The following is a 22,960-nucleotide window of genomic DNA, read 5'->3' as shown; positions in this document are numbered from 1 at the left end:
TCTCGTTCCTCGAAATGACAAATGCTAAAAACAAAGGTTTAGAAATGAGCACCCAAGTTTTAAAGCTAATGTGTTCTTCTCAAAAGTCGAATCACAAACTTAAAAATAACTTATGTGTTAAATCTTTTGTGACTTTTGTGGTTAAAAATTAAAAGTTAAAAAATGAAAATTAAAAATATAGTCAAACTCAGCGTTCTCTGTTTTGCCTTCGGAAATCTCTCCGCACAAAATCCGTGGCCAAAAACCACCGAGACCGCAAAACCATGGACACGTTGGTGGTGGATGGGAAGTGCTGTTGACGAAAAAGGTTTAGACAAACAATTGACAACCCTTTCTAATGCAGGTTTCGGAGGCGTTGAAATTGTTCCGATTTACGGAGCAAAAGGGTTTGAAAGCCAATACATCAATTATCTTTCTCCGGAATGGATGAAAATGCTCCAGTTTACGACTGATAAAGCAAAAAGTTTGAAAATGGGCGTTGATATGGCAGTCGGAACAGGTTGGCCAATCGGCGGTCCGCAGGTTGACGAGCAGGATGCTGCAACAAAAATGGTTGTTCAGACCTACACAATTCAGTCGAATGAAAAATTTTCTGAAAGAATTGTTCTGAAAGACGAAAAACAGAAAAATTTAAAAACCATAAAACTCGATATTGTAACCGCTTATAACGAGAAAAATGAAGCGGTAATCTTAACAGATAAAGTGTCTCCAGACGGAACGTTAAACTGGAAACCAACCTCTGGAAAATGGAAAATTTATGCAGTTTTTATCGGTAAAACTTTACAAAAGGTAAAACGTGCCGCTCCTGGTGGCGATGGCTATACTTTAGACCATTTTTCTCCCGATGCGACCAAAGATTATCTGAAAACATTCGATACAGCTTTTGGAAATTCAAACTATGGAGTGCGTTCGTTTTTTAATGATAGTTATGAGGTTTACAATGCAGATTGGACTGCCGATTTTAAAGATGAATTCAAAAAAAGAAGAGGATATGACTTAGCTCCTTACATCAAATATTTGGTAGAGGATAATGAAAGTGAGATTGCCGGAAGGATAAAATCGGATTACCGTGAAACGATGAGCGAACTGATTATTGATAATTTTACAGAAAATTTCACGAATTGGGCGCATTCCAAAAACTCAAAAAATACCAATCAGGCGCACGGTTCGCCAGGGAATTTACTGGATTTATACGCTGCAGTCGATATTCCCGAATCTGAAACTTTTGGAAGTACGCCTTTCGATGTCGTAGGTTTGAAAAGAGACAGCGCAGATATTCAGAAATCTGATGTTCCGGATATTAATATGCTAAAATTTTCTTCTTCGGCAGCAAATGTGATGGGAAAAAAACTGATTTCAAACGAAACTTTTACTTGGCTGACTGAACATTTTAAAACCTCGTGGTCACAGGCAAAACCGGAAGTTGAGCAGGTGTTTTTATCAGGAATTAATCACGTTTTCTATCACGGAACGACTTACACTCCGGCGGATGTGAAATTCCCGGGTTGGCTTTTTTATGCATCGACCAATTTTGTTCCTGAAAACAGTTTGTGGTCACATTTAACGGGATTAAATTCTTACGTTGCGAGAACGCAAAGTGTTTTACAAAGCGGAAAATCGGATAATGAACTGTTGATTTATTGGCCAATATATGACCAATGGGCAAATCCGAAAGGTAAAGATGTGGCGTTTAAAATTCACAATATTGAAAAGTGGTTACAGCCGACAGAATTCTATAAAAACCTCGATAAATTAGGTAAATCCGGATATTCTTTGGATATGGTTTCTGACAAAATGATTGGCAAAGCAAAACTGGATAATCAAAATATTCAGGTTTCAAAAGAAGGAGGTTCTTACCAAGTTCTCATCATTCCTCAGCTTGATTATTTACCTGAATCAACCTTAAAAAACATTTTAAATTTAGCTCAAAACGGCGCATCTATCATATTTCAAAACGAGCCGAAAAATATTCCAGGATTTTTTGAGTCCGAAAAAAGAAAATCAGATTTACAGGCTTTATGGAAATCAATTCCTTTTCAGGAAAATGGGAATTTAAAATTGGCAACTTTCGGAAAAGGAAAAATCATATTAAGTTCTGATGTCAAAAAAGGTTTAGAATATTTAAAAATTGAAAGAGAAAAATTAACCGATACTGGATTGAAGTTTGTCAGAAGACAATTCGATGGCGGGAAATTTTATTACATTGTCAATCATACTTCGAAAGAAATGAATCAAAATATTCCATTAAATTATATTGGAAAACAAGTCGTTTTAATGAATCCTGAAAATGGAGATTTTGGAATTTCTGAAATTCAGAATAATTCAGTTAGGATTCAATTAAAATCAGGAGAATCTTTAATTATAAAAGCTTCAGAAAATACAGATTCATCGATTCCAAAATGGAAATATGTTGAAAAAACAGAAGCTCCAATTATTTTAAACCAAAATTGGCAACTAACTTTCAAAGAAGGCGGTCCTGAACTTCCGAAATCCAGAACGTTAACGAAACTTCAACCTTGGACGAATTTCACAGAAGAACCTTCAACGCAAAGCTTCTCCGGAACTGGAATTTATACAACAACTTTGAATTTAAAAAAGAAAAATGCAGATGATTATCAGTTGAAATTTGACAAACTCTACGAAAGTGCAAAAGTGATTGTCAATAGACAAGACGCTGGAATTGTTTGGAGCAATCCATTTGAAATCAATGTCGGAAAATATTTGAAAAAAGGGAAAAATACCATTCAGATTGAGGTTTCAAATCTGATGGCAAACCGAATCAGTTATATGGACCAGAATAAAATCCAATGGCGAAATTACCACGAAATTAACTTTGTGAATATTAACTATAAGCCTTTTGATGCATCCAATTGGAAAGTGCAACCTTCAGGATTGGATGGTGAAATTCAATTAATTCCTGTATATTTCTCAAAATAATTTTAAAAGAAGGAATTAATAAATAGAGACACTTCGACAAGCTCAGTGTGACATCTCTAATAATAAACGTTATATTTAGCTTTGTCAGGCTGAGATTGTCGAAGCCTTTTAGAAATAAAAATAAAGATTTATGAATAAAAATATCGTAAAAACATTTGCATTAGGAAGTCTTCTCGCATTCGGATTTTCCAGTGCTCAGAACAAACCGAAAGTTGTTTTAGACAACTTTTTCAACAACGAAAAAAGAGAAAATAAAGAAACCAAAGTTTTGGAATCCTCTCATTATACTTGGAATGATACAACCTATGGAGGATTTTCTTTGTTGGGCGAAATCTTCCAAAAGCAGGGTGCGGAAATCAGTACATTAACAACAGCTCCTTCAAAAAATGATTTAAAAAATGCCAATATTTACATCATTGTAGATGCCGATATCGACAAAGAAGCGTACGGTGGAAAAGCCAATTTGATTGATGCAAAATCTATTAAAAATTTAGTAAAATGGGTTGAAAAAGGAGGTGTTTTGGTTTTGCTAAGCAACGATAAAGGAAATTCTGAGTTCGAACATTTCAATCATTTAGCAGAAAAATTCGGCATTCATTTCAATGAAGACAGTTACAACAGAGTCCAGAAAAGAGAATTTGAACAAGGAAAAGTTATGGTTCCTGCCGGAAACGAAATTTTCTCTGAGCAAAAATTGTATATGAAAGAAGTGGCGACGATTTCTGTAAAAAGTCCGGCAAAAGAATTGTTGTCGGCGGAAGGTAAAAATATTGCAGCCATTGCAAAATTTGGTAAAGGAACTGTTTTCGCATTGGGTGACCCGTGGTGTTATAACGAATATATCGACGGCAAAAAATTACCCGCAGATTTTACCAATTATCAGGGAACTGAAGAATGGGTTAAATGGTTGTTGAAGCAAGTTTCTCAAAAATAAACAATTTTGTGCAATCGATTGAAATTTAGTGATTGGTATTATTTGGGCAGCTTAATCCGCCTTCCACTCCCAAACCTAACGAAGTGGTTCGACGAAGTCAATCTTTTTTGCACGACGATTTTGGTTTAGATAGAAATTAAAGTCATAGCAAAAAAGGATTTCCGTTCAAGTCGGGCTGCGAAAAATCGAGGAACGAGATTCATCGATTCAAAGTAAAAATAAAACAATAGAGATAAATTCAATGCAAAAAAAATCGAAGAATAGGAAGTTTATTTCGAAAGGCTACGGTTAAAATCTGGCTTTAGGTAAAAGGTAAAGTGATAAAAAATCGAAATACAATTAACAGGTCGCTCTTCTAGAGCTTTAATTCATTGAATGATTATTTTCTATTAACAGTCCGTTCTTAGTGGAACGTCTTGAAATCCCATCGGGATTTACTGTTAGTAGAAAAATGAAGACCATAAAAACAAGCTCCGGAGGAGCGACCCGTTACTTCTTCTTTTTTTATAGAAAAAAGTGAAAAAAGGTATAATTATGAAAATCAAATACATATTTATTACATCCGCATTATTTCTTTCGCAAACATTCTTTGCCCAAAGACAAATGGAATACCTGAAAAGAGGAATTGTTGCCATTCCGGCAGATTCAGGAGTTTTTGTAAGTTGGCGATTGCTGGGAACAGAAGCTCAGAATACCCATTTCGATGTATATCGTACAGAAAATAATCAGACGAAAAAGCTGAATGAAAAACCTTTGCTCAACGAAACGAATTTTTTAGATAAAACCGCTGACAAAAGGAAAAGCTATACGTATTTTGTAAAATCAAATACACAACATCAGGAAGTTGACCAGGATTTTGCAAAATATACGGCAAATCAAAAACCTTATTTTTCAATTCCATTGAAAACGCCGCAAGGTTACACTCCAAACGATGCTTCGATTGCCGACTTGGATGGGGACGGAGAATACGAAATTATTCTTCACCAAACCGGAAGGTCGAAAGATAACAGTCAAAAAGGAGAAACAGACCCGCCGATTATTCAGGCTTATAAATTAGATGGAACATTTTTATGGGAAATTAATTTAGGAAAAAATATCAGGGAAGGCGCACATTATACACAGTTTTTAGTCTATGATTTAGACCAGGACGGAAAAGCAGAAATCGTAATGAAAACTGCTGATGGGAGCAAAGACGGAAAGGGAAAATTCATTGGAGACCCAAACAAAAATTACGTCAACGAAAACGGAATGATTCTTTCCGGACCGGAATATTTGACAGTTTTTGACGGACAAACCGGTGCTGAAATTCACACCGTTAATTATGTAGTTCCACGATTTGCAGGAAGTTTAAACCCAAACAACGAAGAAATGACCGAAACTTGGGGCGATGCGAAAGGAAACCGCGTCGACCGATTTTTAGGTGCTGTTGCTTACCTCGATGGAAAAACGCCAAGTTTGATTATGTCGAGAGGCTATTATACAAGAACAGCGATTGCAGCTTGGAATTTTAAAGATAAAAAACTCAGTTTGCGATGGCTTTTTGATACCGAAAGTTCGGAAGAAAATAAACAATATCGTGGACAGGGAAATCATAATTTAACGGTTGCCGATGTTGATAATGACGGAAAAGATGAAATTGTTTTCGGTGCAATGACCGTTGATGATGACGGAAAAGTTTTGAACAGTACAGGTTACGGTCATGGCGATGCTTTGCACGTCGGAGATTTAGACCCAACCAATCCGGGATTGGAAATTTTTGATATTCAGGAAAGATTTGATGATGCGGGAGCGCATTTCAGAGATGGAAAATCGGGCAAAGTCTTGTGGAAATTACCTTCTAGTGTTTACAGTCAGGCAAGCAAGTTTCAGGGGCCCGGAAGAGGTTTATCTCTCAATATCGATCCTCGTTACGAAGGTTCAGAATCTTGGGCAGCCGGAGCTGGATTGAAAGGTGTTTACAACGCAAAAGGAAAAAAAATAAGTGATAAAAATCCGCCTGCCAATATGGGAATTTATTGGGACGGAGATTTTTTAAGCGAAATTTTAGACGGAACAGTTGTTTCAAAATGGGATTGGAAAAAGGAGAAATCAAATGTCATTTTTGATGCTAAAAATTATCAGTGTGAATCGAATAACGGGACGAAGAAAAATCCTGCTTTAGTTGCCGATTTATTCGGAGATTGGCGTGAGGAATTGATTTACAGAACAGCCGATAATCAGGAATTGAGGATTTTTTCTACAACAATTCCGACAAAACACAGATTATACACTTTGATGCACAATCCTCAATATCGATTGAGCATTGTGTGGCAAAATGTTGGGTACAACCAGCCGCCACATACAGATTACTACTTGGATGAATCGATTAAGGAAATGCCGAAACCGAATATTGTTACTAGAAAGAAATAAAATAGGCTGTATTTTAAACCGCAAAAGTCACAAAAGATTTAAATACATAAATTATTTTTAAGTTTTATGATTCGAATTTTAAAAAGAACACATAAGTTTTGAAAATCAAAGATTTTCATATTGACCTTCTATAAGCGAAGCGGCTCTGTGAAACGAAAAAAGAATATTTAAATAAAAACTCTGTTGAGCTTCGTGTTCAAAAAATAAAAGTATTATGAAAATAAAATTCATCATTCCAATTATTGCTTTGGTCATTTTGATTGGTGCATCATTTCAAAAACTCCAGGATAAACCGGTGCTTTACATCATAGGAGATTCTACCGTACAAAATGGTTCTGGAAAAGGTGCGGATTCACTTTGGGGATGGGGAAGTTTTATGGGTTTATTTTTAAATACCAATAAAATTGAAATTCAGAATCATGCAAAAGGTGGTCGTAGCAGCAGAACTTTTTTAACAGAAGGTCGCTGGGATTCCATTATGAAAACCATTAAAAAAGGTGATTATGTGTTGATGCAGTTTGGTCATAATGATGGTGGCGAATTAGCGGATACGTTAAGAGCAAGAGGAACAATCAAAGGTATTGGAGAAGAATCGAAAGATATTTACAATCCGATTCGAAAGGTAAATGAAACTGTTTATACTTTCGGATATTATATGAGAAAATATGCGAACGAAGCGAAATCAAAAGGAGCGGTTCCTATTATTGTTTCGCCAGTTCCGAGGAATAAATTTAATGATAAAGGAAAAATAGAAAAGGATCAGTACGGAGTTTGGGCAAAAGAAGTCGCCCAGCAAACCGGAGCTTATTTTTTAGATTTAAATACAATGGTTATCGAAAAATATGAGAAAATGGGCGTTGAAAAAGTAAATGCTTATTTCCCAAAAGATCATACGCATACCAACAAAGAAGGAGCAATTGTAAATGCTGAACTGGTGGCGAAAGGAATTAAAGATTTAAAGAAATGTGAACTTAGAAGATACTTAAAGTAACACATGATTTTAAACGCTGAGATCGCAAGGAATTAAAAAAAAGAATCAGCAAATGTTTTCGTTCGCAAGGGCAGAACTTCGTTCGTAAACTTTCAGTTTATGTTCAGCAAATGATAGCATATACCTTAGCTGAGTGAAATCGGGAGATTCGACGCAGTCAAACGCCTTTGCGAACGGAAATATGCATTGTCTTGTTAAATATAACTTAGCGTTAAAGAAAATAATAAAGAAAAATAAATATATAATACTTATGAAAAAGCTATTAACAACAGGTTTTTTCGCACTGATTATCGCAGGAATGACCTCCTGTTCAGTACAGAAAAATACCACTGCGAAGGTTGAACTTCCTAACAAAAAAGAAGTTTTGGAAGTTTCGAGAAGAGCCAACCAATATTTTATGAACAAGTGGCCGGATACAAAAAAAGATATTGTCGGAAAAAAAGTATGGCCAAGTAATCTTTGGACGAGAGCGGTTTACTATGAAGGTTTGATGGCTTTGTATTCGGTAGATCCGAAAAAAGAATATTACGATTACGCAATGTCATGGGCAAACAATCATAATTGGGATTTACAACGTGGAACGTACACCAGAAATGCCGATCATCAGGCTTGTGGACAGACCTACATTGATTTGTATGAAATCGACGGAAGAAAAAATCCTGAAAGAATCAAAAACGTGAAATCAGCGATGGACAGTATGATTGCAACACCAAAGGTTGATGATTGGTGGTGGATTGATGCGCTACAAATGTCGATGCCGATTTTTACTAAACTGGGTAGAATCACAGGCGAGCAGAAGTATTTTGATAAAAACTACGAAATGTACGCTTATACGAAATACAAGCACGGTGGAAACGGACTTTATAATCAACAGGACAAAATCTGGTGGAGAGACAAAAGTTTTGTCCCGCCTTACAAAGAACCGAATGGTGAAGATTGTTACTGGAGCCGTGGAAACGGTTGGGTAGTGGCTGCATTAGCGAAAACGCTGCAGGATACTCCGAAAACAGATCCTCATTACCAGGAATATCTGAAGGATTATAAAGATTTGTTGGCAGCCTTACTTCCGATTCAGAGAGAAGACGGTTTCTGGAATGTAAGTCTTCATGATCCAACCAATTATGGCGGAAAAGAAACGACAGGAACTGCACTTTTTGTGTATGGAATGGCTTATGGAGTGAACAATAATTTAATTGACAGAGATACTTATTTACCGGTTTTAGTAAAAGCATGGAACGCAATGGTAAAAGATTCAGTTCAGCCCAACGGATTTTTAGGTTGGGTTCAGGGAACCGGAAAGGAGCCTAAGGACGGACAACCTTTAGCGGTTGATAAAATTCCTGATTTTGAAGATTATGGATTGGGATGCTTTTTATTGGCGGGAAGTGAGGTTTATAAATTGAAGTAGGTTTAAAGAAACAAGTAAAAAGTAAAAAGAACCAAGTATGATTACATGGTTTTTAAATAATTTGACCTGATGGATTTTTTAATTCATCAGGTTTTTTTATTTCCTCAAACCTAAGCGTTTTTCTAAGGTTTTTTGTAAACAATAATTTTAATATATGTTTTCAGTTGTCATTTGCTGAGCGGAGCGCCCTTGCGAACAGAAAAAATAAAGCATTCAAACATTAACTTTGCGAACATTGCGTTAAAATACTTTTACCTTTATTTCATTTTTGGAGATTTGATCTCATAACATTTTTTTATATGATAAGGTCAAATAATGCACACTGCTCTATGTTTTGGGAAATATTTTAGGTTTAAAATTAATATGAAATCTGTGTAAGTGTCAATAAGATAGTGTTTTAAATAACCTTTTTGAGACATTGCAAAAATTCTTATTTTATCGAAAATTTTAGCATGACACTACAAGATGCGCAATCGGTTTCATCTTGGTAATTTTCAACATCAATCAATTAGAATAAATTATGAATGCATTATTAGGAGTGATTTTCCATTTTCTCGGAGGCTTTGCTTCGGGCAGTTTTTATATGCCTTATAAAAAAGTAAAAGGTTGGCAATGGGAAACTTTTTGGTTGGTTGGCGGCGTATTTTCGTGGATTATTGTTCCGCCTTTGGCTGCATTTCTTACCATTCCCAATTTTTGGGAAATCATTCAGAATGAATCTTCATCAATTTTAGGATTGACCTTTTTGTTCGGTGCGCTTTGGGGAATCGGCGGTTTTATGTACGGTTTGGGTGTCCGTTATTTAGGAGTGGCACTTGGAAGCAGCATCATGTTGGGGTTGACGATGGTTATTGGTTCGCTCGTTCCATCTATTTATTATGAATTTTCTCCTGAAGCAGGAAAAGATAATATCGGTCTCATGTTTTCCAGCAGTTGGGGACAGTTTGTATTATTGGGACTTTTAGTTTGTGTTGTCGGGATTATCATCAGCGGGAAAGCGGGTGTGATGAAAGACAAAGAGCTTCAAACTGAATCTATTGATCCACATGGAGTGGAAGTAAAAACTGAATATAAATTTGGTTTAGGATTAACCGTTGCTATTATTTCCGGTGTTTTGAGTGCCTGTTTCAATTTCGGACTTGAGGCAGGAAAACCAATGGCATCTGTGGCAAACGAAGCCTGGAAACTGGCAAATCCGGGACAGGGAGAATTTTTATTTCAGAATAATGTTACCTATATCGTTGTGCTTTGGGGTGGGATGGCTTCCAATCTTATTGGTTGTCTTTATCTTTCATTTAAAAATAAATCATATACTGATTATTCTAAGAAAAATGTTCCCGTTGTAAAAAATATCATTTTCTGCGCTTTAGCAGGAACAATGTGGTTCTTACAATTCTTCTTCTACGGAATGGGGGAAAGTAAAATGGGGAACGGCCCAAGTTCATGGATTCTGCATATGGCATTTATTATTTTGATTGCCAATCTTTGGGGAGTTGTCATCAAAGAATGGAAAGGTGTTTCCAAAAAAACAATTTCTACAATTGTTGTCGGGATGATTGTAATGTTTGTTTCTATTTTAATTGTAGGATACGGGAATTCATTAAGATAATTAATGATGAGAAGAATTGCATTTAAAATGTTTCTTCATGAAGGTTTCGAAGAAGAATATAAAAGACGTCACAAAGAAATCTGGCCAGAGCTTAAAGTTCTTTTAAAAGAATCTGGAGTGGAAGATTATTCGATTTTTTTAGACGAAGAAACACATCTTTTATTTGGTGTTTTAAAATGCAGTAAAGAGATGGAATATCAAAATTTACCATTACAGCCTGTTATGCAAAAATGGTGGGAACATAATAAAGACATTATGCAGACCAACAAAGATAATTCTCCGAGAAGTATCAGTTTAGAAGAGGTATTTTATCTGGAATAATAAGAATTGCAACATTTTAAGATAAATAGTTTATTTTTTTTATCATATTCATATAGTTAAGAGTTAGAAGCTCAAAGACACCAAATTTTCTGGTGTCTTTTTTTGTGTTAATTAAAAATGAATTCCGGTGATCGTTTTTGGTTATATTAATTTAACACACACTGGTTAATAAATGTTTAAAAATTGATATTTAATTTTATTTTTCATAATTAAATCGATAATATTTGTATTTATTAAAGCGTTTTTATATAATTATTTATGATAAATTATGAATTTTCTTATGCAGGATATTGCAGGATGCCAAAACTTTTGTAACGGTGTACTTTGGTAACATAAAAAATTAATAGATATGTGTTTGATAATTAAACAGACGAATTTTAAGCCACTCATTGCGCCGCTATTTCTGCTTGCGTCCGGCTTTATGTTCGGGCAAAAAGCGGTAAGTGATACTGCTAAAACAGATACAAAAGATATTGAAGAGGTCGTTGTAATAGGTTATGGTAAAGTTAAAAAGTCTGATTTAACAGGATCTGTAGCATCCGTGTCAGCTAAAGACTTGGCCGCAACACCGGCAATGAACGCTTTACAGGCTTTGCAGGGTAGAGCTTCAGGTTTGAATATCGTTACTTCAGGTGGAGCGCCGGGAGCAAGTGCAAATGTTACCATTCGTGGAGGAGCATCAATCACACAGGGAACTTCACCATTATATATCGTTGATGGTTTCCAGCTTGATAATGCATTAAACGTAATCAACCCAAATGATATTGAAAGTATTGACGTTCTAAAAGGTGCTTCTGCGATTGCAATCTACGGAGCTCGTGGATCTAACGGTATTATCGTAATTAAAACTAAAAGCGGTAAAAAAGGGCGAACAACCATCAATTATAATTCTTTCATGATGTTTGATATGCTCTCTAAAAAGCTGGATATGATTTCCAACGCAGAGCAATATGTAAAATATCAGTATGAATTTGCCCAGCTTCAGAATAAAATGACAGGATGGAGCAGTGTTTTCGACAATGGTCTTCCATTAGATACTCCGGGATTCTATTCGGGTGCTTTCAACAGAATTTCCAATCGTTATGCATCGGCTTCGGATTTAGACTGGCAAGATAAAATGTTGGGCGGAACAGGGTTAACTCAGAATCAGAATGTTAATATTTCTACAGGAAACGAAAAAACTCAGGCTTTCATTAGTTATAACTACAATAAGCAGGAGGGTTTATTGCAAAATTCCAGTGAAACAAGAAATTCATTACGTGCAAACATCAATTCAGAATTATACAAAGGGGTAAGAGTAGATTTTAACTCAATGTTTAATTCGAATTCAACCAATGGAGGTGGAGCTTATAGCGGAATGAAAAAAATCCTACTTCAGCCGATCACGGGCGGTACACTTTTCAACCAGGATCAGTTGTTTAATACCCAGACTTTCCCGGACTTCTCAAGTCTTGATTCAGGTTTTGATACAGAAAACCCTTTTGTGGAAACCAGTGCGTCAACTTCAAACAACCGTTCCAGAACTTTTATTGCCAACGCAGGGATTGAGTTTGACTTCCTGAAAAATTTCACTTTCAGAACTGCAGGTCAGTACAACTGGAACCAAAGCAAATCTACTTCATTCTCAGATGAAAATTCTAGAGCGTATCTTACAGATCCTGTAAATACAGGTATCAATGGTAGTATTGGGAATAGTGAGTCTTACAGGTATCAGATTACCAATACTTTAACGTTCAATAAAACTTTCGCAGAAAAACATAGGGTGAATGTATTAGCGGGTTACGAAATTGTTTATTCACAATCTGAAAGTAACAGTATGCGACTAACAAAATTCCCATTCCCAAACTTTGGGCTTGATGATATATCTAATGCATTTGTACAGGAGAAATCTTCAGGTCGTTCGAGCAACAGTTTATTGTCTTATTTCGGTCGTGTAAACTATACGTATGATGATCGTTATTTATTAACTGCAACAGTGCGTAGAGATGGTTCTTCTAAATTCGGACCAAGCAATAAATGGGGAGTATTTCCATCTGTTGCGGCAGCATGGCGTGTTTCTCAGGAAAGTTTCTGGCAGGATTCTAAAATTGAAAAATTCATTAATGACTTAAAGTTAAGATTTGAATATGGTATTACGGGTAATAATGATATCGGAAACAATTTATTTGTAACAAATCTTTCATTAAGCGATTATCCGATGAATAATACGCCGGGAAATCCTGCATATGTAACAAGTACGAATTTAGGTAACCCTTTACTTCGGTGGGAAGAATTGAAAGCTACGAATTTAGGAGTTGATATCGCATTATTTAATAACAGAGTTAAATTAACTTCAGAATGGTATAATAATAATGTAAGCGGAATGTTATTGCAAAGTTTACTTCCGGTTTCAACAGGTTATTCAAGACAGTATCAGAATATTGGTTCTTTAAGAAACAGAGGTCTGGAATTTACTTTAAACACTGTGAACATTAAATCTGAAAACTTCAGATGGTCAACAGATTTCAATATTTCATTCAACAAATCTAAAGTAATGTCTCTGGAACAGGGGCAAACGAACAGAACATTCAGTGTAGGAGGAAACAGAACGGGTATGGTTACCTATTATGCCACAGTAGGCGAAGAATTAGGAGATATGTACGGATATGTTTATCAGGGAGTTTATACAACTGATGATTTTATTCAGAACGCCGATGGATCTCTTAGCTTAAAACCGGGTGTTGTAAAACCTGCAACTGGAACTCCAAAACCTGGTGATATGAAATTTGCTGCAGACAATGAAAAAGGTGATCAATTTACAAGAAAAATGCAAAAAATTGGTAATGGTACTCCTGATTTTATTGGAGGTATCAGTAATAGTTTTTCGTATAAAGGTTTTGATCTTAATATATTCATGAAATTCAGTGTAGGAAACGACATTTATAATGCGACAAAACACAGCTTAAGTCCGTATGCGATGTTTCAGAACGTGCCTTCAGAATTTGGAGATAATTACTACCGTTTAATTGATCCTAATACAGGTTTAATTACCAATAATCTTGCAAGATTGAGAGAATTGAATCCCGACGAAGGATCTCGTGTTTGGAGTTTAAGTGCGATCAACTCTCAAAACATTACTTATCCTTCATCATATTATGTAGAAGATGGTTCTTATTTGAGAATTGCACAGGTAACATTAGGATATAGCTTTGCGAGAGATTTTCTTGAGCATGTGAAACTAAGTAATGCTCGTATCTATTTTACAGTGAATAATCTGGCGACAATTACAGGATATTCAGGTTATGATCCTGAAGTTACAGCAGCAAGTGGTGTTGCAGTTACCCCTGGATTTGATAGTTCTACCTATCCACGTTCAAGAAGTTATGTTCTTGGTTTAAATTTAACCTTCTAAGAAAAAAATGTTTTAGATCATGAAAAATGCTAATAATAAATTAAGACTTTTAAAAAGACTGATCATTATTCCGTCTTTAATCTTGGCAACACAAATGATAAATTCATGCAGTGATGATTTTTTAGATCAGCCTGCATATGATGCGGCCGATACCGAATCTGTATTTGCAGATCTTGTTACTGCAGATATATTTGTTCAGGGTTGCTACAGAAGTTTGGTTCCTACAGAAATGTACTATCAGTTAGGAGCTGGTGATACAGTAATTCATTCCAGCGAAGATGGTTCTACAAACAATTCAAAATACAATATCTGTAATTATCAGTATGATGCTTATACGCCCAATACGGTTACAGGAATTTATGCAGCAATGTATGCATCCATTGAGAGAACAAATATTGCAATCAGCAGATTAGGACAAATGCCTGCAAGCGAAAAGCGAGATGCTTTATTGGCAGAAGTAAAAGCCATCAGAGCATATTGCTATTATAATTTGATCAGAGTTTATGGTGATGTTCCTGCAATCTGGACACAGCTTTTAGAACTAGATCCGAATGACCCAAATACATTATATCCGAAACGTGCTTCACGTGATGAAATATACGACCGTATCATTGCTGATCTTCAGGAATCGGTAAACGCAATGCCTAGTTTAGGACAGCCTGGTTTTCCTACTACAGAAAGATTAACAAAACCTGGAGTAAATGCTTTGCTTGCAAGAATTGCTTTATATGCTGCAGGATATTCTCTTCGTTGGCCGTTAAACTCTTCAACTCCCGGAACAATGTCAAGACGTCCGGATAATGCAAGAGTTCAGCAATTATATCAGATTGCAGACAATGCAGCTGCGGCGGTCATCAACGGAGGAGGACATTCTTTAATGCAGGCTTCTGGAGGAAAAAGCGGTTTCGAAAACTTATGGTTTAATTTCTGCAGAAGAAATTTATCGGCAGTAAATAATGAAATTATTTGGCAGATCGCTCAGTACGGACAAAATACCAATTCGGCATTTGGAGTATATGCACATCCCGGAACAAGAGGGGGAACTTATGGATCTCGTAAAGCGCTTCAGTTCGTCTTACCGACCTATTACTTATCTTTTGCTCCCGGAGATACCAGAAGAGACGTTTCTTGTACATCATACAGCATTTATTTCTTAAATAACGGAAATGCTGGTGATACATTCGTAGATGTGGGAACTACATTCTCATGTATTATGCCGGGTAAATTCAGAATTTCGTGGTGTGTAGAACCACAGGCTGCAGATGCAAGAAATCTAAATATTCCATTAATAAGATATGCAGATGTATTGTTAATGTATGCAGAAACCCAAAACTATCTAAACGGAGGTCCTACAGCACAGGGGATTGCTGCATTGATGCAGGTTAGAAATCGTGCGGGAATTGGCTCAATGCCTGTTCCAAGTGGTCAGGCTGCATTTGAGCAGGCTCTTGTTCAGGAGCGTAAATGGGAATTTGCGGGCGAGTTTAACCTTCGTACTGATTTAATCAGAATGAATAAACTTGAAAGCGAAATCAATGCTACAAGACAGGCAATGAAAAATTTATCAGATAAAACAGGTGCTTATGCCAATACGCCTGCGATTCGTTTGTATAAATTTCATAAAAATGCACAGGTTTACGGTGATCCATTCTTAGCGGTAACCTACATCAATATTACAGATCCTGCACAAATTGCAACGGTTTCGGCAATTCCAACGAACTCGGCTAACTATGCTGCATATCAAACAACTTTAAAAAGCATAGCATTAGCGAACGGACAGACTTCAACAACTGATGACAAGTGGTACCCTGTAAATATGTTCCAGGCATATACAAGTACTTTTAATGCTAATGCAAGAAGAACAGTTGGCTTTAGTACAGGTGCGGTAAACACATTACAAATCGGAAACATCATCTACACCAAACCAACTGGTTCAGCAGAAAACGGAGGAACTTATCCAAACTGGATTCAGGGTGGAGGAGATGGTCTTTTCTACGGATTTGTACCGAATAAGACAGAATTACTTCCGTTTGCAGCGCAATCTGCAGGTCATCCAATGGTTGATAATCCGAACTTAACTCAGCTTCCTGGGTATTAAGAAATTTACAAAACACCAAATCATAATATTAATTTACCATTTACCTAAATGAAATACCGTGCAGCTGAATCTTAGACATGATAAATGTCACTGTTAATTTATCTTTAAATCATAGATTCAGCAGTATAGTGCGGGATACTGTTGAAAATATTACAGTCTAAATTTGGGTTAAAATTCAGAAAACAAAAGAAATCAATGGAAAAAGTAAAAACATTCAAATACGTAGACTATTTGTGGGATGATGAAAAAGCAGCATCTTTCGGTGATGACCAGGTTGCTTTATTTTTATACCGCTCAAACATTTTAGGAGCAGACTTAAGAATTACAAACTACGGGGGTGGAAACACAAGCTGCAAAACCATCGAAAAAGATCCTTTAACGAATGAAGAAGTTGAAGTAATGTGGGTAAAAGGTTCAGGTGGTGACATCGGAACTTTGACAAGAAAAGGAATTGCCGGTTTATATACAGAAAGATTAAGAAATCTTAAAAATGTTTACGAAGGTTTGGCAGACGAAGACAGAATGGTAGGCTTGTTCGATCACTGTATCTTCGATCTTGACAGCAAAGCACCTTCTATTGATACGCCGCTTCACGGACTTCTTCCATTCAAACATATCGATCACCTTCATCCGGATGCTTTAATTGCAGTAGCTGCAGCAAAAGACAGCCAGGCAATTACCAAAGAAATCTGGGGCGATACAATGGGTTGGGTTCCTTGGCAAAGACCAGGTTTCGATTTAGGTTTACAGTTAGAAAAATGTTTGGCTGACAATCCTGGAATCAGAGGAATCGTTTTAGGAAGTCATGGTTTATTCACTTGGGGAGACACTTCTTACGAATCTTATATCAACAGTTTAGAAGTTATCGAAATGGCTTCTGAATATATTGCTAAAAAAATTGAAGAAAAAGGTCAGGTTTTTGGCGGACAAAAAGTAGAATCACTTCCTGCTGACGAACGTAAAAACAAGGCAGCTCAAATTATGCCTTTATTAAGAGGTTTGGCTTCTTCTGAAAACAGAATGGTGGGTCATTTCACAGACAGCGATGTCGTATTGGAGTTCATCAACAGTAATGATTTGGAAAGATTGGCTCCGCTTGGAACTTCTTGTCCGGATCACTTCTTGAGAACGAAAATTCAGCCTTTAGTTTTAACTTTAGATAAAAATGAAGATTTAACGGATTCTAAAGCAATTTTAGAAAAATTAAATCCACTTTTCGAACAGTACAGAAACGAGTACAAAGAATATTACGAAACTTGCAAACATCCAAACAGCCCTGCTATGCGTGATCCGAATCCGGTAATCATCATTTATCCGGGAGTGGGAATGTTCAGTTTCTCAAAAGATAAGCAGACAACGCGTGTTGCAAGCGAATTTTACGTAAATGCAATCAACGTAATGCGTGGTGCAGAAGCAATCTCAGAATACACATCACTACCAAGACAGGAAGCTTTCGACATCGAATACTGGTTGTTGGAAGAAGCTAAACTTCAGAGAATGCCGAAAGAAAAGCCATTATCCAGAAAAATTGCAATCGTAACCGGAGCCGGAGGTGGAATCGGACAGGCCATTGCGGATAAAATGGTTGCTGAAGGTGCAGTTGTGGTTTTCACAGACTTAAACAAAGAAGCTGCAGAATCTGTTACTTCAAAATACAGCAAAGATCAGGCAATCGCTGTTCAGTGTGACGTTACAAGCGAAGAAGGTATTGCAGATGCTTACAAAGAAGCTGTTTTGGCTTTCGGTGGAGTAGATATCATCGTTCATTCAGCTGGTTTGGCGATTTCTAAATCTTTGGAAGATACTACTACAAAAGACTGGGAATTGCTTGAAAATGTTTTAGTTAAAGGTCAGTTTATGATGGCTAAATCAGGAACTGAAATTTTCAAAAAGCAGAACTTAGGTGGTGACATCGTGAATATTGCAAGTAAAAACGGATTGGTTGCAGGACCTAATAACGTAGCGTACGGAACTGCAAAAGCAGCTCAGCAACACATGACAAGATTATTGGCGGCAGAATTGGCAGCAGATAAGATCAGAGTCAATGTGGTTAATCCGGACGGAGTAATCGTCGGAAGTAAAATCTGGGAAGGTTCTTGGGCAGAAGGTCGCGCAAAAGCAAACGGAATCACCGTTGAAGAATTGCCTGCTTTCTACGCAAAAAGAAATCTTCTGAACGAAATTATTCTACCTGAAGATATCGCAAACGGAGTTTTTGCTTGTGTGGCAATTTTAGATAAAAGTACTGGAAATATCATCAATGTAGATGGCGGAATGGCAAATGCGTTCCCAAGATAAAACTATAGAATAAGTAATTGGTTAAACTGCATTTGTGTAAGTTTAATCAATTGTTTCTCTCCAAGCCACGAAGTGGCGACATAATACAGCATAGGGTGAAGCCCTATGTAAAGGAAATATCATCAATGTAGATGGCGGAATGGCAAATGCATTCCCAAGATAAATTTTTAAAGCAAATTATTTTAAATTGATGAATTAAAATATTTTAACCATTAAGTTTTATTAAGAAGTTTAGAATGGTTAAGTTTAGCTTCGCTTTAAAAGATATGCTTAAAAAATCTATTTGATTTTTTCTTAAAAAAACTTAACAACTTAAATAATCTTAATGGTTTAAATTCAATATTTTAAACATATTAATTTAATCTAAAAATGTAAAAATAAAGTATGATTATAGGAAAAGATATTATTCAACAAAACAATAAAATCGAAGTAGGAAATTTCAATTCAGACTTCGCATATTTATCAGATAAACTAACAAAATCGGGAGCTAATGTTTCTGAGATTGTCAACAAAATTGCTGACTTTCAGGTAGCCATTCCAAGTTGGGCTTTAGGAGCAGGTGGAACCCGTTTCGGAAGATTTTCTTACGGTGGCGAACCTTCTTCTTTAGAACAAAAATTAGATGATGTAGGGCTAATTCATGCTTTGACACATTCTGCAGGAGCAATTTCATTGCATATTCCATGGGATATTCCAAATGATGTAGCGGCGATTAAAGAAAAAGCAGCTTCTCACGGATTGATTTTCGATGCGATGAATTCAAACACGTTCCAAGACCAGCCTAATGCAAAACAATCGTACAAATTCGGTTCTTTGAATGCAGCGAATGAAGAAGCAAGAGCGTATGCAGTTGAACACAATAAAGAAGTAATCAGAATCGGAAAAGAATTAGATTCAAAAAGCTTAACTGTTTGGTTGGCGGATGGAGCAAGTTTTCCGGGACAGTTGAATTTCCAGACGGCTTTGTCAAAAACTGAACAGAGTTTAAAAGAAATTTATTCGGATTTACCGGAAGACTGGAAATTATTCATCGAATACAAACCTTACGAACCAAATTTCTATTCAACAACAATCCAGGATTGGGGAACATCTTTCATGTTGGCAAATGCTTGTGGTGAAAGAGCCTATACTTTGGTAGATTTAGGACATCATTTGCCAAACTCAAACATTGAGCAAATCGTTGCAACCTTGATGTATAAAGGGAAATTAGGAGGTTTCCATTTCAACGATAGTAAATATGGAGATGATGATTTAACAGTAGGTTCTATCAAACCTTACGCGCTGTTCCTGATTTTCAACGAATTGGTTTACGGAATCGAGAACAATCCGAATAACCCATATCCGGCTTGGATGATCGATGCAAGTCACAACATCAAAGATCCGCTGGAAGATTTGATTCAGTCTTTAGAAGCGATTTTAATTGCTTATGCACAGGCTCTTTTAGTAGATCAGAAATCATTGAAAGATGCTCAATTGAATAACGATGTGGTTCGTGCTCAGGAAATTTTGCAGAATGCATACAGAACAGACGTTCGTCCGTTATTAAAAGCAGCAAGATTACAAACCGGTGCAGCATTAGACCCGATCGCAGCATACAGAAACCTTAAAGTAAGAGAAAATTTAATCTCCGAAAGAGGTTTAAATGTAAAAGCAACAGGATTATAAACCCTGTTTTAATTTGATAATTCTAACTTTCAGGTGCAATCGAAAGTTTTTATTATATGTATCCTTATATAGTTTCGTTAAGGGGAAAGTGTTTAGATTATTAAGTTTTTCTTAATATCTGAACACTCCTTAATGATTTTGTTTTTTTAATTAAAGTAAACAAGTTAGCGCCATTAGTCAAAACATCTGCGCTATTTATGTTTAAATAAATAATTCATCACAGGAATGTCCAAGAAAAAAAAGGTAACCATTGTATTTGATATTGGGAAAACCAATAAAAAATTCTTTCTATTTGATAAAAATTACAAAGAAGTTGTTCGTGAATATACAGAATTACCACTTACGACCGATGAAGACGGTTATCCAACGGAAGATTTAGTTGCTTTGCAAAACTGGATCAAAGATAATTTTAATGCCATTCTTGATGATGAAAATTTTGAAGTTAAGGCTATTAATTTCTCTACGTACGGAGCAAGTTTTGTACATCTGGATCAGAAAGGAAATGTTCTCACACCATTGTACAATTACACAAAACCAATCGAAGAGGAGATCCTGGATTTATTCTACGAAAAACACGGCAGCAAACTGAAAATTGCCCGTGAAACAGCTTCTCCACAAGCAGGAATGCTCAACTCAGGATTGCAGCTGTTTTGGTTAAAATATAAACATCCAGAAGTATTTAAAAAGATTCGCTACAGTCTTCATTTGCCTCAGTATTTATCATATCTGTTTACCGGAATTTGTGTGTCGGAATTCACTTCGATAGGCTGCCACACCAATTTGTGGGATTATGATAAAGCAGATTATCACGACTGGGTTTATGAAGAGGAAATCGATCATATGTTACCTCCGATTGTTCCTACTTCTGCAAGTATCAATACTTCGTACAGAAATCAAAAAATGAAAATCGGTGTTGGAATTCACGACAGTTCTTCAGCGCTTTTACCTTATATTTTAAGTAAAAAAGAGCCATTTTTACTGCTTTCAACCGGAACGTGGAGTATTTCTCTGAATCCTTTTAATGATGAAAGTTTAACCGATGAAGACATCGAAAACAATTGCCTGAACTATATGAGAATTGATGGGAAACGTGTAAAAGCATCCCGTTTTTTCATGGGGAATGAATATAAAATTCAGGTTGAAAAACTGTGTGCTCATTACGGAAAAGAATATGGTTATCACAGAGAAGTAAAATTTGATCAGGACTTGTATCTGCGTTTGATGAAGCATAAAGCAGTTTATTTCCGTTTTGAAGGCATTATTTTAAAGAGAAAAATGATAAGCGCAACAGATTTGAACTCTTTTTCAACCTTTGAAGAAGCATATCATCAGTTAATGATTGAGTTGATGGATTTACAGATTCACACCATCAAAAATGCCATCGGAAATTCTGAAATTCAAAACATTTACATCGACGGCGGATTTACAGATAATGATGTGTTTATGAAACTGATGTCGCATCATTTCCACCACTACAATGTAATGTCTACGCATTCTCCATTGGGTTCTGCTTTGGGAGCTTCCATGGTAATTTCCAACAAAAAAATAGACGAAACTTTTTTACAGCAGCATTATCAGATGAAAGTGCTTCAACCGTTAATTTTTAATTTATAAATTTTGTTGGAAGCTGGAAGTCAGATGCTGGAAGTTAAATGAAAATATACATATTAATTAATTTTGTATCGTCTATTATCAAACATCCATCAACCAACATCAAACATCAAACAAACTATGGCATTTCCATTTGATACCAAATATGCATCGCTTGAACTTTTAATTGAAAAAGCTCAAAAAAGAATGCCCCGTTTTGCCTTTGAATATCTAGACGGAGGCTGTAATGAAAACATCAACCGCGACCGAAATACAAGTGAACTAAGAGAGGTTTTGCTTCGTCCGCAATATCTGAACAACAACTACGCAGAAGCCAATATGGAAACCGAATTATTCGGAAAAACCTATTCTGCACCTTTCGGAATTTCTCCGGTAGGTTTACAGGGATTAATGTGGCCGAATGCTCCTGAAATTTTAGCAAAAGCTGCTTTTAAACATAATCTTCCTTTCATTTTAAGTACCGTAACGACAAGCAGTATCGAAAGAATTGCTGAACTGACGGAAGGTAACGCATGGTTTCAACTTTATCATCCGAGAGAAGAATGGTTAAGAGACGATATTCTCGACCGTTGTGAGGCTTCGGGTTATGATGTGCTGTGTGTGTTATCTGATGTTCCGACTTTTGGGTACAGAGCTAAAGAAATCCGAAATGGTTTGGCAATGCCGCCTCAACTGAATCTTAGAAATGTTTCTCAGGCGTTGGTAAAACCGCAGTGGTGTTTAGAAATGTTAAAACACGGTGTTCCAAGTTTTAAAACCATGGAAAAATACATGGATAAAAATATGAATGTGAAGCAATTGGGACAGTTCATGAACTCTACTTTTTCAGGAAGATTAAATTCAGACAGAATTAAAGCGATTCGTGACAAATGGAAAGGGAAATTGGTCATTAAAGGAGTTGCTTCAGACGAAGACGCTGCAGAAGCAGTACGTTTAGGGTTCGACGGAATGATTATTTCCAACCACGGCGGAAGACAGTTAGACGCCGGAGAATCCACGATTGCTGTGGTGAAAGATATCAGCGAAAAATATAAAGGTCAAATTAAAATCATGATGGACAGCGGGGTAAGAACCGGTCCGGATGTTGCCCGAGCTTTGAGTTGTGGTGCTGAATTTACCTTTATGGGAAGAACTTTTATGTACGCCGTCGGAGCTTTAGGCGAAAAAGGTGGGGATCACGTTATTGAAATGCTGAAAATGCAGTTCAGACAGGTTATGGAGCAGGTTTGCTGTGATAAACCGGAACAGTTGCAGAATTTTAGGGTGAAGTAGAAACCGAATAGTGAAC

General features: G+C 36.4%; 13 protein-coding genes. All 13 read left to right on the top strand.

Features of this window, described 5'->3' with window-relative positions:
• Positions 1–162: 162 nt before the first annotated feature.
• The gene (locus BM371_RS13060; protein ID WP_034678407.1) at positions 163–2,937 is read left to right on the top strand and encodes a glycosyl hydrolase; all 2,775 of its coding nucleotides are present in this window, start codon (positions 163–165) and stop codon (positions 2,935–2,937) included.
• A gap of 130 nt (positions 2,938–3,067) precedes the next feature.
• Complete coding sequence (locus BM371_RS13055; RefSeq protein ID WP_051882950.1) at positions 3,068–3,871, top strand: lacto-N-biose phosphorylase central domain-containing protein; 804 nt, start codon at positions 3,068–3,070, stop codon at positions 3,869–3,871.
• Positions 3,872–4,405: 534 nt separating this feature from the next.
• Positions 4,406–6,280, top strand: coding sequence for a rhamnogalacturonan lyase (locus tag BM371_RS13050; protein WP_034678404.1), 1,875 nt, complete (start codon positions 4,406–4,408; stop codon positions 6,278–6,280).
• 214 nt (positions 6,281–6,494) lie between these two features.
• A complete protein-coding gene (locus BM371_RS13045) occupies positions 6,495–7,271 on the top strand; it encodes an SGNH/GDSL hydrolase family protein (RefSeq protein ID WP_034678402.1) in 777 nt (258 codons plus the stop codon).
• Positions 7,272–7,521: 250 nt separating this feature from the next.
• Entirely contained in the window at positions 7,522–8,679 is a 1,158-nt protein-coding gene (locus BM371_RS13040) for a glycoside hydrolase family 88/105 protein (protein WP_034678400.1), read from the top strand.
• A gap of 520 nt (positions 8,680–9,199) precedes the next feature.
• The gene (gene rhaT, locus BM371_RS13035) at positions 9,200–10,288 is read left to right on the top strand and encodes an L-rhamnose/proton symporter RhaT (RefSeq protein ID WP_034678397.1); all 1,089 of its coding nucleotides are present in this window, start codon (positions 9,200–9,202) and stop codon (positions 10,286–10,288) included.
• A gap of 3 nt (positions 10,289–10,291) precedes the next feature.
• Entirely contained in the window at positions 10,292–10,609 is a 318-nt protein-coding gene (rhaM, locus tag BM371_RS13030; RefSeq protein WP_317039980.1) for an L-rhamnose mutarotase, read from the top strand.
• A gap of 349 nt (positions 10,610–10,958) precedes the next feature.
• A complete protein-coding gene (locus BM371_RS13025) occupies positions 10,959–14,000 on the top strand; it encodes a SusC/RagA family TonB-linked outer membrane protein (RefSeq protein ID WP_034678396.1) in 3,042 nt (1,013 codons plus the stop codon).
• A 19-nt stretch (positions 14,001–14,019) separates the two neighbouring features.
• A complete protein-coding gene (locus BM371_RS13020) occupies positions 14,020–16,098 on the top strand; it encodes a RagB/SusD family nutrient uptake outer membrane protein (RefSeq protein WP_034678395.1) in 2,079 nt (692 codons plus the stop codon).
• Between the two features lie 195 nt (positions 16,099–16,293).
• Positions 16,294–18,396, top strand: a complete 2,103-nt coding sequence (locus BM371_RS13015; RefSeq protein ID WP_034678393.1) for a bifunctional rhamnulose-1-phosphate aldolase/short-chain dehydrogenase — start codon at positions 16,294–16,296, stop codon at positions 18,394–18,396.
• 384 nt (positions 18,397–18,780) lie between these two features.
• On the top strand, positions 18,781–20,061 hold the full coding sequence (locus BM371_RS13010; RefSeq protein ID WP_034678391.1) for a sugar isomerase: 1,281 nt from the start codon (positions 18,781–18,783) through the stop codon (positions 20,059–20,061).
• A 225-nt stretch (positions 20,062–20,286) separates the two neighbouring features.
• Positions 20,287–21,675 (top strand): FGGY-family carbohydrate kinase, encoded by a 1,389-nt coding sequence (locus BM371_RS13005; RefSeq protein WP_034678390.1) that lies wholly within the window; start codon positions 20,287–20,289, stop codon positions 21,673–21,675.
• Positions 21,676–21,792: 117 nt separating this feature from the next.
• Positions 21,793–22,944 carry an alpha-hydroxy acid oxidase gene (locus BM371_RS13000; protein ID WP_034678389.1) on the top strand — a complete coding sequence of 384 codons (1,152 nt, stop codon included), beginning with the start codon at positions 21,793–21,795 and terminating at the stop codon, positions 22,942–22,944.
• The last annotated feature ends 16 nt before the right edge of the window (positions 22,945–22,960 follow it).

Source organism: Chryseobacterium formosense, assembly GCF_900116415.1.
In the GTDB taxonomy this organism is placed as follows: domain Bacteria; phylum Bacteroidota; class Bacteroidia; order Flavobacteriales; family Weeksellaceae; genus Chryseobacterium; species Chryseobacterium formosense.
This window is presented reverse-complemented; position numbering and strand designations above follow the sequence as displayed.

Excerpts from the sequence above, each read along its gene's own strand:
- BM371_RS13060 (WP_034678407.1), top strand. The coding sequence starts at position 163 with ATGAAAATTAAAAATATAGTCAAACTCAGCGTTCTCTGTTTTGCCTTC.
- BM371_RS13005 (WP_034678390.1), top strand. The coding sequence starts at position 20,287 with ATGTCCAAGAAAAAAAAGGTAACCATTGTATTTGATATTGGGAAAACC.
- BM371_RS13000 (WP_034678389.1), top strand. The coding sequence starts at position 21,793 with ATGGCATTTCCATTTGATACCAAATATGCATCGCTTGAACTTTTAATT.
- BM371_RS13010 (WP_034678391.1), top strand. The coding sequence starts at position 18,781 with ATGATTATAGGAAAAGATATTATTCAACAAAACAATAAAATCGAAGTA.
- rhaT (WP_034678397.1), top strand. The coding sequence starts at position 9,200 with ATGAATGCATTATTAGGAGTGATTTTCCATTTTCTCGGAGGCTTTGCT.
- BM371_RS13025 (WP_034678396.1), top strand. The coding sequence starts at position 10,959 with ATGTGTTTGATAATTAAACAGACGAATTTTAAGCCACTCATTGCGCCG.
- BM371_RS13020 (WP_034678395.1), top strand. The coding sequence starts at position 14,020 with ATGAAAAATGCTAATAATAAATTAAGACTTTTAAAAAGACTGATCATT.
- BM371_RS13055 (WP_051882950.1), top strand. The coding sequence starts at position 3,068 with ATGAATAAAAATATCGTAAAAACATTTGCATTAGGAAGTCTTCTCGCA.
- rhaM (WP_317039980.1), top strand. The coding sequence starts at position 10,292 with ATGATGAGAAGAATTGCATTTAAAATGTTTCTTCATGAAGGTTTCGAA.
- BM371_RS13045 (WP_034678402.1), top strand. The coding sequence starts at position 6,495 with ATGAAAATAAAATTCATCATTCCAATTATTGCTTTGGTCATTTTGATT.
- BM371_RS13040 (WP_034678400.1), top strand. The coding sequence starts at position 7,522 with ATGAAAAAGCTATTAACAACAGGTTTTTTCGCACTGATTATCGCAGGA.
- BM371_RS13050 (WP_034678404.1), top strand. The coding sequence starts at position 4,406 with ATGAAAATCAAATACATATTTATTACATCCGCATTATTTCTTTCGCAA.
- BM371_RS13015 (WP_034678393.1), top strand. The coding sequence starts at position 16,294 with ATGGAAAAAGTAAAAACATTCAAATACGTAGACTATTTGTGGGATGAT.